Annotated in this window: 14 protein-coding genes; 2 read left to right on the top strand and 12 right to left on the bottom strand. The window is 51.8% G+C overall.

The genetic code is table 11. From position 1 onward, the window contains the following. The 5 genes from GX117_01005 to GX117_00985 form a co-directional block, all read right to left on the bottom strand. The coding region (locus GX117_01005; GenBank protein NLO31923.1) for a hypothetical protein at positions 1–1206 on the bottom strand (1206 nt) is incomplete at its 3' end. A 164-nt stretch (positions 1207–1370) separates the two neighbouring features. Then, positions 1371–1847: a hypothetical protein gene (locus GX117_01000; GenBank protein NLO31922.1), complete on the bottom strand. Its 477-nt coding sequence runs from the start codon at positions 1845–1847 to the stop codon at positions 1371–1373. Between the two features lie 254 nt (positions 1848–2101). Beyond that, positions 2102–4090, bottom strand: coding sequence for a protein kinase (locus tag GX117_00995; protein ID NLO31921.1), 1989 nt, complete (start codon positions 4088–4090; stop codon positions 2102–2104). A 220-nt stretch (positions 4091–4310) separates the two neighbouring features. Beyond that, positions 4311–4538, bottom strand: coding sequence for a cytosolic protein (locus tag GX117_00990; protein ID NLO31920.1), 228 nt, complete (start codon positions 4536–4538; stop codon positions 4311–4313). Positions 4539–4578: 40 nt separating this feature from the next. Continuing rightward, entirely contained in the window at positions 4579–6654 is a 2076-nt protein-coding gene (locus GX117_00985) for a hypothetical protein (protein NLO31919.1), read from the bottom strand. A 244-nt stretch (positions 6655–6898) separates the two neighbouring features. Here GX117_00985 and GX117_00980 point away from each other — a divergent pair, with 244 nt between their 5' ends. After that, on the top strand, positions 6899–8224 hold the full coding sequence (locus GX117_00980; GenBank protein ID NLO31918.1) for an MFS transporter: 1326 nt from the start codon (positions 6899–6901) through the stop codon (positions 8222–8224). On the opposite strand, the gene GX117_00975 is transcribed toward GX117_00980, so the two are convergent. The 7 genes from GX117_00975 to GX117_00945 form a co-directional block, all read right to left on the bottom strand. Next, positions 8221–9144, bottom strand: coding sequence for an alpha/beta hydrolase (locus GX117_00975; GenBank protein NLO31917.1), 924 nt, complete (start codon positions 9142–9144; stop codon positions 8221–8223). The genes GX117_00980 and GX117_00975 overlap by 4 nt on opposite strands. Then, a complete protein-coding gene (locus GX117_00970) occupies positions 9134–9991 on the bottom strand; it encodes a tetratricopeptide repeat protein (protein NLO31916.1) in 858 nt (285 codons plus the stop codon). The genes GX117_00975 and GX117_00970 overlap by 11 nt, the downstream gene beginning before the upstream one ends. Positions 9992–10226: 235 nt before the next feature. Continuing rightward, positions 10227–10727: a hypothetical protein gene (locus tag GX117_00965; protein ID NLO31915.1), complete on the bottom strand. Its 501-nt coding sequence runs from the start codon at positions 10725–10727 to the stop codon at positions 10227–10229. 5 nt (positions 10728–10732) lie between these two features. Next, the gene (locus tag GX117_00960) at positions 10733–11893 is read right to left on the bottom strand and encodes a radical SAM protein (protein ID NLO31914.1); all 1161 of its coding nucleotides are present in this window, start codon (positions 11891–11893) and stop codon (positions 10733–10735) included. Positions 11894–11964: 71 nt separating this feature from the next. Beyond that, entirely contained in the window at positions 11965–12756 is a 792-nt protein-coding gene (locus GX117_00955) for a tetratricopeptide repeat protein (protein NLO31913.1), read from the bottom strand. 105 nt (positions 12757–12861) lie between these two features. Continuing rightward, positions 12862–13335, bottom strand: a complete 474-nt coding sequence (locus GX117_00950) for a hypothetical protein (protein ID NLO31912.1) — start codon at positions 13333–13335, stop codon at positions 12862–12864. A 13-nt stretch (positions 13336–13348) separates the two neighbouring features. After that, positions 13349–13849, bottom strand: a complete 501-nt coding sequence (locus GX117_00945; GenBank protein NLO31911.1) for a hypothetical protein — start codon at positions 13847–13849, stop codon at positions 13349–13351. Between the two features lie 384 nt (positions 13850–14233). Between GX117_00945 and GX117_00940 the strand changes: the two genes are divergently transcribed. Then, positions 14234–14881, top strand: a 648-nt coding sequence (locus tag GX117_00940) for a sigma-54-dependent Fis family transcriptional regulator (GenBank protein ID NLO31910.1), incomplete at its 3' end; no start/stop codon positions are given.

Below are 14881 nucleotides of genomic sequence, written 5' to 3'. Positions count from 1 at the left end.
GCGCAAAGGCTGACTCATCGCATCAACGCCAAATCCCGCCAGCAACGCCAAGGGCAGCAGCGCAAAATCATAAGCACGCGAATAAGCGCTCAGCGTAAAAGGCGTAACTTTTTCAAGCAGCGCGCCTATGGGAAGGGGCGGACCAAAGCAGCATTCCAACAGGATAAAATACAGCGCTGCGAAAAGAAAGACATCACGGCGGTTACGATGCGTGAAAGCGGCCGCCGCCAGCAACAAGGCGGCAACACCCGCGTTACGCAAAGTTTCCGCCTCATACTTAACCCCGCCGTAGAGCACCATTTTCTGGTAAAAATCCAAGGGCGACCATTTCCATAAATCTGAAAATTTGCCGAGGGAAGGAGCAACCGAACGAAGACTGTATCCGCCTAACTGCCACGCAGGCAGCAAGACAACCGCCGCCACGGCTACACCGAAAAAGAAGAGGATGCCCATAGCAGCGCCATTATGCAGCCACGGCCGAAAGAACCCACGAACTCCCGCGGCACGTCGATTCTTGCGAAGGGTCAGCAAAAAATAAAATAATCCGTACAAGGCTGGCACGAATCCGGCAAGGTTGGCAATTTGCAGAAAGCCTCCCGTAATGCTCATAGCAAAGGTTAATCCGCCGAGCGTGGCAAGCGCCATTTTCGTAAAGAAATCCTGACTGTCAATCATCTTCTTTATCAAAAGCAACAGCAGCGGCAGCCAAGCCATCGTCGTAATAAAGTGATATTCCCCCATACGCCGAACCATGAGCGCACTAAACATGAACGCAATGGCGGCAATCAGTGCGCCGGCAAAACTAAGCTTATGGGCGCGGGCAAGCAGATAGGTGCAAAAGCCCATAAAGATCAGATGTAGCCCCCACATGATCGCGAGGCTATAGTTCGATTGGGCAGGCGTCGCTTCGCCGCTAAGCCACGAGCGAACAAGATTGGGAATATAAAAAATAAACGATTGAGGGTTCCCCGTAATGGGCATGCCGCAATAGGTAATCGGATTCCACAACGGAAACTCGCCGGCGTGAAGGTCATAGTCAACCAAAAACGTGATGGGCCCAAAATAGCGGTATATATCATACATGCCGCCGAGCTGCGACGGATCTGTGACACGTACATATTCGAAGGTCACCAAGGTAAGCGCGACAATTATCAAAATGGCATACAGCGCTAAAGTTATACGCATAAAAAGCTGCGCTTTGCTCATGATCCTGCTCCTAATCAAAAAAATGACTACACATGTTCGTGGATACACCGGGCTGCACCCGCCTCAAGGTTTCAGATTTCCTTCAACGATAGGACAGCCGTGCCTTTGGCGTTCTAAAAATATCCCCCCTTGCCCAAGGGGCCGCACAAGAGTCTCTGTCAGGCTTATCGAAAACGTTCAATCTTCTGATATTTTCCACTCTCTAAATGGTAAATGTTATTGCCGCTGATGATGCCTTCTTCCGCATAATCTCTGCCGCCGAAGGACATAGAAAGATAAAACTTGTTGCCGTCTATACGCCAGCGGCCCTCAAGATAATCTACGCCTGCAACGGCTTTTGACAGCGGATGGGTGGCATAGAACACACCGCCGGAGGCGAGGGTAAGTTTGATTTTGTATTGAGATATTTGAACCTGCCATTCGGTACCGATCAAGTTCATTTCATTCAACAAAGGCAGTTGATTCAATTCCGGGTTGGAAGCCAAGGGATCGCTATTTGATTTTGCTGCCGCTTCCCCGCCCCCGGTAATGCCCGGATTATCGCCACCTTCTTGGGACAGCCGGTATTGTTGTACCGCAATAGGCAACACAAGAACAATGGCGAGAAAAACAAAGAATCCGATTAATATCTTGTTATCCATTCACAAAACCTTATTCTTGCAATTTCATGCCACAACGTCAATTATACGTTATAGAATAGCATATCCCATGTTGCCAGTCTACTTTATCAAATCGAAAGGCGAACAGGGCTTCAACCCTAACATGTACGCCCTTCCCGGTTAATCAATCGCCGCCAACCCCGCACACCCTCAGATACTATCAGACCGAGTGCGGAGAGAAATCACCCGTGAAACAGGCGGCGCCATACGCCCGTACACTGCGGCACGACACCGCCTTAGCGTTTCTCCGCAGCCAAACGAGTCGCTTCTTCCAAAGAAGGAATGAGGGGTATGACACAGCGAAATCCAAGATCGGACGACCTGCCTTCAAAGTCGTAGTAATCGGCCTGATTCAAAAAGCGGCTCTTCAAAAAACTGCCGCCGCAGATGTACATCTTATCCCCGAAATCAGGTCTTTCCCCGGCGCCCAAAGGGTTCACCGCGCTGCCCGTCCATTCTGCCACATTACCCGCCATATCATAACAGCCCGCCCAAGAAAGGTCCTCAGAAAACGAGGCGCTTGGGCGGCTTGAGTCTGTGTGCACATTTGCCGCGCCCTCTTTCCATTCATCGCCCCAAGGGTATAAGGAAGACGCATGCGCATCTCCGTGTGCGGCACGTTCCCACTGTCTGCGCGAAGGCAGCTGTTTCCCTGCAAAGGCGGCATAGCCTTGGGCATCAAACCAAGACACATAGGACACAGGCAGTTCTATGGACGTGCTCATCAGCATCTTCAGTTCTGCGCTTGCGCTCCATTTCGCCCCCATATTATCGAGAAAAAGGGCAAAGTCTTTGGTAGACACCTCGTGAATGTCTATTAAGAAACCGGGGACATAAACGGGCGCGCCGTCTAAGTTCACGTAGCCCGCCGGCACAAAGCACATGTCTTGGGGGCACATGAGCGCAGCCATCATATGCTGAACGGCATCGCTGGCTTGGAGAAGCGCATCTTCATTGCCCTGCCGTGCGGGAGCCTGTGCTTCCTCCCACAGCTTGCGCCCTTTGATCGCCCAGAGAGAAGCGTCGTTACCCGATTTCGCAACCTTATCCACAACCGATGACAAAATTTGCACCTGTTGTTCTAGAGCAGCGAAAGGATCGTTCTCCTTTCCGACGGAGACAGCTGAATAAGCGCCGCCGTCGGGAGCGGCAGCATTACTCTTTTCCAAAACGAAAAGCATCATCAAACCGATGCCCACGATGACCGCCGCCGCAATTCCAAAAACAAGGATCCGAAAAATAGAGCTGGAACTTTTAGAATGTCCGTAGCGTCGACGGGAAAGGGTCTTTTGCGGATCTTTGCCCTCATTAAGCATCTCAAGGATCGGCTCAATGGATTCGCGCAGCGAGCCAGCACTTTCATAGCGCTTGTTTCGGTCCGGGTCAATGCATTTCTCTACAATACCCCTCAACGCAGGCGGCAGTGAAACAGCCAGCGACGCCGGCGTACCAACAGAACCAACGGGAAGATGGCCTGTCAACATTTCATAGAGTACGATCCCAACACTGTAAATATCGGCACGGGCATCCACATCTCGCGAGTTGCGGTATTGCTCCGGCGACATATAATAAGGCGTTCCCATGACCATGGACACGGAGGTCGCAAAACGGTTATCCATGAGTTTGGATATACCAAAATCCATCAATTTGATTTGGTTATCCTTCGTAATCATGACGTTTTCAGGCTTGATATCCCGGTGTATCGTATACGCGTGGGCGTAATCCAAGGCGAGGCACAGCTGGTCGATAATATGCAGCACCTGCCGTGCCGGCATACGTTCACCCGGCGCAAGGCGATCCAGCAGCGCGCGCAGGGACTGCCCCTCCACATACTCCATAGAAATAAAGATGCCTTGCCCTGTCGTGCTGATATCATGGACACGCACCACATTCGGGTGGGTTAATTTCCGTGTAATGCGCGCCTCGTTGAGAAAGCGGTCAATCACCATCTTCTCCGTCGTAAATTGAGGCAGCAGCGTCTTCAGTGCCAAATCTTCACCCAACACATTATCATGGACTTTATAGATGCAGCCCATACCGCCGCGGCCGATAACGCCCAAGATGGTGTAGCGGTTGTTAATGACTTGACCCCGTTGGAATTGGGAAACCCGCTGTCCGCCGTCCTGTTGAGGCGCTGCCTTTTGCGGCGTTTCATCCGCCTCGAAAGACACAGACGACAACGGCGCGCCGCACTTTTGACATTGGCTGTGGCCGCCTTCATTCAAAAACGAACACCGCAAACATTTTTGCCTGACCATAACGTACCTTTACGTTTATCTATAGGGCACGGCAATCTGCCGCGCCAACCGCCGTTTCCAACATGACCTAGCACAACATCACACCCCCATTGTCCTTAAGATTCTTCTCGCTGTTCCTCCTAAAGAAACCTGATCGATACAGACAAAAGCCACGCTGATCTTGCTTATATAGTATAACACGGCTTTTCTACTTGTTTATCGCTTCGGAAGACAATAATTTCCACGCCTTTGCAAAAGCACGAAAGGAGCGGTCATAGCTTTTTTCTGCTTCCGCCGGAAAACAACAGCCCGGCAATTCCTTGTTCGCAAGGTGCATATGCAAACAGTCGCAGCAGACCGCGTGATTCGTACAGCCCGGGTAAGTGCAGGTACAGCGGGACGTATTAATTTTTTTATTGGGACAACGATCTTTCATCTTCTATTTCTCCGGGTTAAAGCTTTGGATAGATCCACCGCTAGCCTTCCGGCACAATATCCGCGTAAGGCTCCGGAAAGTCTACACGGTAAATATCGATACCGCAAGCGGCAAACAAGACGCCGTCCTGACCGGCGGCCACGGCTCCCACGTCCTCAGGTAAGGCAAGCACTTCCTCCCATTGCCCCGTGACAAGCTGAAGACGGATTATTTTCTTGCCCGATCCGTAATAGCAATAGCCGTCATTTCGGCTGACCTGCTGCAAACTGCTAATGGGGGGTGCTTCCGTAGTGAAAGGCTCCAAAAGCTGCATACGCTCCACATCGAAAACTCGGGGAAGATCGTCCACTGCCAAGACAACGCGCTTTGTTGCCCCGTCAAAACACAAGCGATTTGCCGTTCGGCTTCTCTCAATTCTACCGTTCCAACAAGGCTGTACCGTGCCGCGCACAAATACGGCAAACAAAGGCGGCTCTACTTCTTCCGCTTCCACCACAGCCTCTTTATCCGACAACACCGCGCCCACGGCAAAAAGGAAATCATCATTCAAGGCAAGTCCTGTAACGGCCCGTTTCCCCAGCGGATTTTCCACCAGTTTCGTCGATTGGGTCGTCGGATCGGTGACAGCAATAGCGCCGCCTCCCGATTCGAAAGACCAGCCGCTGTAGAGCAGCTCTTCTCCGTAGGCAACAATGCCGCCTGTCGCATCATGATAGCCCCCCTTGCCGAGGCGCGTAATCGTCATGGGATTTTTACCGTCCCACTCTTGCCACGCCTGCTCAATGTCAAGGCGGAAAATTTCTCCGTCAGGATAGGAAACACCCCAGCTTGCCCCTTCCGTAAATGCCATATCCCGCACGCCGCCCAGCCGCGGCGAAACAGAAGTCAATTGGGTAGCAACGCCCGTCGTCCCATCCATAAAAAACAAGGTCTGACCCCACGCGGGACCGCCCCACAGCTGACCGCTGCCGTCCATACGCAAGAAAGCGGCCGTCCGCAGCGGCGGCATCACAGGAAGCTCATGACGTTTCCACGTCGTACTTCCCGAGCTTATTTGAAAATATTGCTGCCCCCGCACGCCTGCCACACCGCCCCTCACGGTGGAAGCCAACATGCGCCCGCCCCGCAAATCAAATGAATGCACCAAGGTCAATTTCGAATCACCTTGTCGAAAGCGATACAGGCTCTTGCCCTGCTGCACAAATAACATGGTCGCCGTCGTCAAGTGCGGTACCGGTGCCCAAGCCGTTTCATCGCCCTCAGGCAGCGGGAAAGGCGGCGTTATCACCGGCTCCAAATCGGCATCGAAAAGCCCTTTTTCCGTCACAAAATAATCCTGCCAGCAGCGCCCCCCTTCTACACCGACAAGCGTGTCCGGCGCGGCACGATAGCTTTTTTCAACGGGATCATAGATATACAAGCCCGGCGCTTCCGTACCTACACGGCACAGAATCCGACCGTCAGGCAACGCGCTCACCTCGTGGAGGAAGTGGTTCGGCGCTTTCACTTGACCGCAGTCCTCAAGGAGCAGACTGTTCTGATCCAAGGCAAATAATTTGCCGCCGGGAAAGCTCCCCCCGTATAAGCGCCCGTCCTTCCCCGTCACCAGATTCCACACATAGGCTTCGCCGGGAAGATCTACCGTGTCCACGATTTTGTCCTCTTCCAAGCTATAGATATGAATAGCGCCGTCATAATAGGTGCCAATCGCCACACGGTCGCCTGTCATGGGAGACAAGGCCCAAGCCCCCGCTGTTCCCGGAATTTCCATAGACACGGAAGCGCCGCTATCCAAAGCAACAAGGGCAAGGACAGCGCCCACCGATTCCGTGGCGGAGGTGAGCAATAACAGTTCCCGGTCAGAATCGGCATTGTACAGCGTAATACCCTGTTGAAAATACCAGCCTGTACAAGGCTGTGCCATCAGCGTATAGGCAGGCGCACGAAGAGGCTCCTTCTTTTCCTCCTCTTTCCGTTGATGAAATTGAATGTGCATATCAGAGTCGTTCAAGCCTGTGTCATCGGCAGAGTCGTAGATGATGATACGGTCTTCTTCCGCGCTGCAGGGCAACAACACCACCACACAAAAAAGTAAAACGACACGTAATAGGATCATGAAAACTCCTTGCCTAAGAGAGGCTTTGAATCCGTGCGCCGCTAAAGCGCATGTCCAACACTAGAGTATAAAAGGATAGGGAACATCTTTTCCAACCCACACTATACCCGCTGCAGCGCTCGTTAACATTGATTGTCCCCCTACTAATCCCTGTATACTGCCTTGGGTCTGTTCCATCCATCAGGCAAAACATAAACAAGAGCGTTGATTCTCGTTCTTCTATTTTTACGGCAAAGGATACTCCATGACCGCAACATTCACGAACGAACACCGCATGTGGCGCAATCGTATTCTGATTTCCACCTACCTGGGTTACGTAGGTTTTTATCTCACGCGCAAGGTCTTCACCTTATGTAAGACCTCCATTGTCGATGAGCTAGGATGGGAACTTTCCGATACTGCTCACATCTGGACCGCCTTCTTGGTTGCCTATATGATAGGTCAGTTCATCAGCAGTTTTGTAGGACGACGCTGGGGCGCCCGCGTACTGCTGCTCGGCGGACTGGGCTTTTCCATGGTCTGCAATGTTATTTTTGGCTTCGCCAATTCCTACAGCACCTTCCTCGTCTTTATGATTTTCAATGGCTTGCTCCAAGCCGCGGGTTGGCCTGCCTGCGTTGGCGCCGTTTCCGAATGGATACGCGTCCATGAGCGCGGCCGTATCATTGGCATTTGGACCACCCATTATATGTTCGGCAATATCTTAGTCAAGGGATTGACCGCGCTGTTTTTGGGAATAAGCGGGCTATACTTAGGAATGGCAGGCTGGCGTTGGGCCTTCTTTGGCTGCACCGCGGCGACCTCGCTTACGTGGTGGCTCCTCTATTTTTGGCAGCGTAACAAACCTGAAGATCTCGGCCTGGAAGCCTTGGTCACCTCCGACGAAAAAGAACAGCAGTCCATCGACGCATCCAAGGAAGAGAAAGTTTCTTTTGCAGATTATTTAAAACTAGCTTTCCATCCCATGGTACTCATCATGGGCGCAGGTTATTTCTGCGTCAAATTTATGCGCTATGCCCTCGATTCTTGGCTGCCCGCATTCCTGAATACCCAAGGATTGTGTGTGAGCGCAGCAAGTGTATACTCCCTCGGATTTGATCTCGCCGGAATGGGCGGCTGCATTGCTTCCGGATACTTGTTGGATCGGTGGTTCCGCGGCAACTGGGCAGCCCTTTGTCTCGTTTTGGGTATGGGGACTATCCTCGGATATCTCTCCGTCATCTACTTGGGCACCTCACCCTTGCGCATCGCATTGAGCTATTGTATTGTAGGCTTTATGCTCTATGGACCGGACATGCTCTTGAGCAGCGCCGGAGCCGTCGAGATTGCAGGAGCTAAAAATAGTGTCGCTGTAGCAGGCATTGTCAATGGACTCGGAAGCATCGGACCCATCGTACAAGAAGAGGTCATCGGCTTCTTTGTGCGCGGCGACACCGCCCAAGGCATCGGAAAAACAAACTCCCTCACCCTTGGCATCAGCGTACTCATGACCTTCTTCATGGTACCCTTATATTTCAGACTGCGGCGATTGCGGCGCAACATTAAACAAAACCAAATAGCACAAGGCTAAGAACCTTCAACCGAAGGACAAAGGCCCCGTGCCCAAGCAGTAATCAGTTCCGCACAGCGAAGGGGCTGTTCTTGCGGAATGAAATGCCCTGTATTCGGCAATACCAGCAATTCACTATGGGCAAGCCGACGATGCTGTTCCTCTGCAAAGGCGGTCATGTAACTCTCTGAGCCCGTAACCAGAAGCACAGGCGTTCTAATCTCGCCTAGGCGCTCCAAAAGAGGCGTGTAACCGCCGCTCCCATAGACTTGCGCCTCAATAGAAGGACGACACTTCAAATGAATTGCGCCCCCGTCATCCACCGTGAAGCCATACTGTAAATAGGCGTCTAAGGCAGCCGCCGTCCAACGGTTCATGGGCGCTTTCCCGCCAAAGTGAGATCGGGCATATGCTAACGACGGCAGACTTTCACGACGACGCAGCGTCCGCTGCGCCAGTTCTTGGGCTGACGCAAAAAAGGCGGCGTCTGCGATGATAGCGTCGAACCATAGCATGCCCGCAAATCGATGGGGATCAAGCAGCGCCGCATGGGCAAGGGTCGACGCACCGCCGCTATGACCCACCGCCAGGACATCTTTCTTAAGGCCGAGTTGATCCAGCATGGCTAACAAATCTTTCGAGAAGCCCTGCCATCCATAGGCATTCGGATATTCAGGCGTACTCGAATCGCCGTGCCCCCGAGCGTCCCACGCCAACACGGGATAGCCGCCATCCAGATGCGTTATGACAGGATCCCATGTGCGGCCGCACAGCCCCGCGCCATGGCAAAAAATCAACGGCTGACCGCTCCCCTCATATTCCCAGTAAGAAAGGCGGGTTTCAGGCGTTTGTATCCATTGTTGCGACACGTTGCACCTATCACCCAACAAGCCCTTCACAGGTAAATCTCCCGACATAGGCGTTGCGTCTTTATGAGGCATGGGGGCTCCAATCATCTTCCATCGCTTCCAATAGCGTATCCGATCCGCCCTGCTCATGACTCGCTACTGCGGCATCCTCACCGAGGGGATGACTTTCCAAAGACTGGAGTTCTGATTCACCACCGGGCGCAGACAAAGGAACTGCAGCCCTATGCTCTTCCAAAAACTGTTTGCCCAAAACAGAAGCCTCAAACTCCGGGAATCGCGTCATAAAAAGATGGAGAAGATCACGAGCCTCCTCAAGTTTTTGTTGGCGCTGACACAAATCTAAGATGCGGCGAAGCAACACCAACACTTCCTCCGGGCTTTGCATACCCGCCAGTCCGTCGCTAAACCACGCAATGGCGTCATCGGCCCGTTCCAAGCGAACGAGCACCCGCGCAACGCGTGCTTGAATCAAGGTATTCCCCGGATAAATCTGGGCGGCAACATAATATTCATTGAGCGCCCCCTCCCAATCTTCCGCCTTTTCACGTGCCTCTGCAGCCCCTAAACGCGGAATATGCTTGCCCACCGGATCTTCCGGAACGACCGTCTCCACCAGCAAACGGGACAGAAAAGAAACCAACATGGTGCCATACAAGGCGAAGCCGGCAATCACCAGGCCGAGAAAAGAAAAGATGAAGTAAACGGGATCATGGGGAAGCAGAATGCGAAGCGCCTTCATTTCAAAGACGTAAAACACGACAACCGCGAATAAGACCGCCCCTTGCGTACGCAAGCCAAACTCTTTATGTTTTACAAAACGCTCCCGTAAAGACCAGAAGCCAAAAAGAACAAAGACAACCATGGCAACGGTCACAATTAAATAGAGAATAGAATAGGTTAAATTAAAGATGATGCTCATGAAAACGATTCGGGATCATAGTTCTACAGTAAGGAATGCGCGTCATGCCGCGCACAACGCGTATCATCTCACAAAAGGATTTAGCGACACCACTTCTTCCTTGCCACCAACAAACAAAACCGCGCCAAAATCCATCCCCCAAAACTAAATCTTGCGGTCTTCCAAACAACGAAAACCCTAACTAGAAATCCTATCAGGATAAACGCTCAACTTGGACTCTTGAGTGCTATAGCACTCAGGGCGCGCCACGGGTGAAGAAAGCCACTAAGGCGACGACCATGCCCATGAGCGCGACAGACCAGCACCATTTCTTTCCCTTTCTGCTCGTTTCGACCTGCAGCCCTAAAAGAGACCACGCCATACCGCCAAGAGCAAGAAGCATGATCATGTACGAAATCCAAGGCTGGTAGGATCGCAGCCCAGAGCGCATCAAGATCGGGATGAGAAAAAACAAACCCAATGCACTGCTGCCCAGCCCATCCAACCACATGGGCCGCGGCTGCGGCGAACATCCGGTCAAAATGCGTGTGCTGATGGTTTCTTCAGGATTAGCCCAAGAAGGGTTCTCATCCACAACAACGGTGCCGCCCGTTAAGTCTCGTCCGGGCTCGGGTAAGGGCGCAAGCGCGATTTCTTCGGCATCAACATTGAAAGGGATATCACCCATTTCCTCAATCATGTCTTGAAAGCTGAGCCCCTCTTGTTGTTCTTTTGGGATGTCGTTGTCGTGGTTCATGGATGTCACTCTTCTTTGGTGTTATCGCTTTCCAACGCCCTCCGGCCTGTATAAAAACGGAAGTCTTTCCAAAAGGCGCGGATATTGCGCAGCGCGGAAGGCGGATGCAATCGCAGACTCAATTCCGTGTTGGTCGTGTCCCAACAAGGAACGCTGCACTGATGTACCTGCAATCTCAGTTTATGAAAGTTTGAATCGCGCCAAATCTCGTGAAGCGGGCGGTCCTTCACCGAAAAACGGCTGTCCATATCGCAACAAGGCGCCACTTGCCCCTGTGGACCGATGGCGCATACGGCATAACCTGCATAACATCGAAAATGTTCCCGATTGCGGAAGAAGGGAACAATACCGTCGTGGAAGGCGGCGGATGTGGTGATGAGCCTTGTGCTTTTACACCGCACTTTAAGTCGGTTCAAAGCTTCTTCCAACTCAGGCAGATCCTCTTCCCTAAAGAGCAGTTCTTGAAAGGATTCCTGCGGCTTTTCTCGATGGAGCAAGTTCGTATGTATCGGCGAGAATTTAAGCTGATGTACACCGAGCCCTTCGGCATAGTCAACCATCTGATCAAGGTGTCGAAAATTTTGACGGGTAATCAGATAGTTGATGCCCACTTGGATGTGGGGCGCCGTGCGGCGTAGCAAGCGCAGCGCTTCTTCGGTTTTACGAAAATTATTTTCACCGCGCAACAAATCATGAAGGGCCGCTTCATTGCTATCCATAGAAATTGAAATTGCGGCAACCCCCGCGTCGCGCAGTGTGATGATCCGTTCTTCCGTAAGGAGCAGCCCGTTGGTGCATAGGTGAGGTGCCATACCCATTTCATCGGCATAGCGGATAATATCGGCGATGTCATTGCGCAACAAGGCCTCTCCACCGCTGATAGAGACGAAGGAGGTTCCGAGCCGGGCCGCTGACACCAAGAGCTCCTTATACTCTTGGGTGGTAAGTTCGCCCGCTGTGGTGTTGAGCCGGCGCCGCTCCTCTAAGCCGCACATGCGACAGCGCAAATTACACCGTTCCGTGACAAAGAGCAAAAGCACGGGCAGATATTTGGGCGGCCTTTGTAAGCTGCGGCTTATCACAATGGATGCGGCACGACGCGCCTGTGTTGCCAAACGCAAGATACCGAAACCGCGGTGTCTATGTTCTTGCTTTCGCGTCACCATCGGGCTTCTCCTGCCGCGCAGGTGGCGGCAGTATAGGGGAGCGGGTCTTTGGTCTATGCTTCACGCGAAACTTATTGCATTTCAGGCAGCTCGGTCTCAACGCTCAGCACGGCCGTTTGCGGACTGTCTGATACGAGGCTCACCTCGCCGGCGTCGGCGGTGTCTGGGATCTCTTCATCAGCGAAGAAATCGGGATGACTGGTTCTGAGCCGTTCCAAAGCCGCCTCCGATTTTTGGGCGACGCTTGACTCGGGGAAAACAGCCGTTTGTTTACGGTACATCGTCACGGCTTCTTCTGTTCTGTCCATCTTCTCGAGGAGCTCGCCCATCTTGAAATAAGCGCGGCGTGCTGTGAAATCATCCGGCCATTGGCTGACCATGTCTTGATAATAGGTGAGGGCATCGTCCAAACGATTTTGTTCGAGCGCAAGGAAAGCAAGTCCGTCGGCGGCTTGGGCTGCAAACTCATTCCCCTTGTATTCCGTGTACACCTCTTCGAGTGCCGTACCGGCAAGATCCCAATTATTTGTTTCCAAGGCGGTCTCGCCTTTCATATAAAGGATCTCAGCTGCCCAACGACCTGCATGATTAAGATCAATATCATCAAGCTTTTCAAGGCGTAGGGGCAATTCTTCCTCTTGCATCGCAGCGGCGTAAGCAGTCATAACGTGTTGATCCTTCACGACACTATTGATCTGGATCAAGGCTGCCACTGCGGCACAAATTAAAATAAATACAAGTGCCGCACCATAATATTTAATGTTTGCGCGCAGATGTACTAATAACTTTTGCCATTCAGTTTTTGGTTCTTCAGGAATCAGCAAACTGCTTTGGGAAACGCCTTTTTTTCTGGGTCTTGCCATGGGTAAATGTATACTCCGAATAAATAAAAGTTGTTGTCAACAGGATTGGTAAATTTATTTTGCCGTTGTCGGATTCGTCTTTACAGTATTGCGCGGGCTCTCCAATCAGCTGATAGGGCCCCACTCCAAAATTTGCCACGTGTCTTTATAACGCTCCATGAGAATGACTACCTGCCCCTGTAGGCTTACGGGGGGATTGGTGTGCGCGTCTACGGCATCCGCATTGGTACCGAAGGTATCAATAACAGTTGCGCGATTGCCCTGCACTTGAATTCTTGGTGTGGCGCGGGTAACACGTATGTTGCGATAGTTGCGCATTAAAAAATTTAAATCTTTACTCAGTTCATTATAGTCGCGGTTGCTGCGGTCACGATAGGCTCTCGACACATGGGCAAGAACCTGATAGACCCGTCGATTTTCCATGCCGCGCTGCACATCTTCAAGAACCTGCGTGATCTTCTCTTCATCACTGAGGGTCAACCCCGTCATTTGCCCTATATTGGAAGCAAATCGGGTTTGACAAGCGCTGAACATACACAGTATAAACAGCGCCATACTCGTTGTGCGTAAAAGCCCCATGGATTCACATTTCCTAGTCCATATCCGGAACAAGATGGATGATGAGACGCTGTCCACGCAGCGCGCCCAGAGGCTGAACCATAATGTCCAGCTTCTTGCCGGGCTTGCGGTAGAGGATGCGCGTGCCGCCTTCTGATTGGTTCAGGTCGACGCGCTCCCAGCCGGCAGCGCCCATGTTATCAATATAGAACTGGGCAATCTCATTGACAGAAGCACGGACGGTATAGACCATGCGCCCCAGCTGCATCGTGTTCGACTCATAAACATAAGTACGGTCAGGATCTTCTTTGGCTTTGAGCGGCAGCGGAATATCCTTGATGCGCTGCCCGGTCGCCATTTGTAAACTGTCCGGACGGGCAGAGGCAGACTGCATAGCCGTTGAGCCCGTGGCGGCTTTCGTTTCATCCAGCAATTCCACAGGCGGCATGGTGTCTTTTTTCCAAGGCGATGATTGACAGCCTACCGAGGAAAACAACAGTAAACCGAGAATGAAAATAGACAGTACTCTTTCCATGATTTTCTCCCACAAATAATAGTCATGCGGCAGCGGTGTTCCAACAAAATCCATGAACCCCATATTATGCAACGCAACATGGATGTTTCTGATCAAGATACAACCCTATCGCTTGCGTATAGCATAGTGAAATTGAAGACCGTCATTCAAATTGCTGCAAGATATTTCACAAAGGCGCCGGCAGCTCGGTGTAGAAACTTCTTTGACGCCGACCCAAAATAGGGGATCTTACGAAATTGAGCAGGTTGAAAAACCGTGTACCTCGAAGGAAGGCTCATTATTTTTTTATTGGCCGCCTCTTTGCATGAAGAAACCACTCCTTTTTCTGCATGAACGCTGTTTCGGTATGATACAATACGATTCTGGAAAAGATAGGGTGTTTCAATGAGAGACAAAAATACTGCCGTAGAAATCGAAAAAATACTCATTGCCTGTGCGGACATCGAATTCGGAAAGGTTTTAGAACGGTTTGTGGCGCGGCCCGGACTCAGTATTGAGCGCTGTCATGATGCGGCGGGCTTGTTGCGCGCCGTCACGCGCCACGATCGCAGCGTTATTGTTTTGGACTGGTCTCTCAGCCATGACACGGATATAAACCTCGTTTCTTTCGTATTGCAGCGCCACCCGGGAACCCGTTTGATTTTACTTTTTGATATGGAAGCCATGGAACAGGCGCTCGATGGTATTCGCCAAGGCGCTTTTTTCTACTTACCCCGAAGCAGTACCCCCTCTGATGTGGCGCTTGCCATCGAAAAGGCCTTGGATAATCGCGCGGCAACCTTACATTTAGATCACTACGAACAATCGGTTTTTGAAGAGTTGGTGGGGCGCACGGAAGCAATGCACCGTGTGGTAGAGCTAATCCGTAAAGTGTCGCCTACGGACAGTACGGTTTTATTATTGGGCGAAAGCGGCACGGGCAAAGAGGTGGTCGCTCAGGCGATCCATCGACTCAGTGCGCGCAAAGACCATCCTTTTGTGGCGATCAACTGCGCCGCCTTGACCGAGAGTCTCCTTGAAAGCGAATTGTTT

The organism is Candidatus Hydrogenedentota bacterium (genome assembly GCA_012523015.1).
In the GTDB taxonomy this organism is placed as follows: domain Bacteria; phylum Hydrogenedentota; class Hydrogenedentia; order Hydrogenedentales; family CAITNO01; genus JAAYBJ01.
The sequence above is the reverse complement of the archived record's forward strand: the minus strand, read 5'-3'. Positions and strand labels throughout refer to the sequence as shown.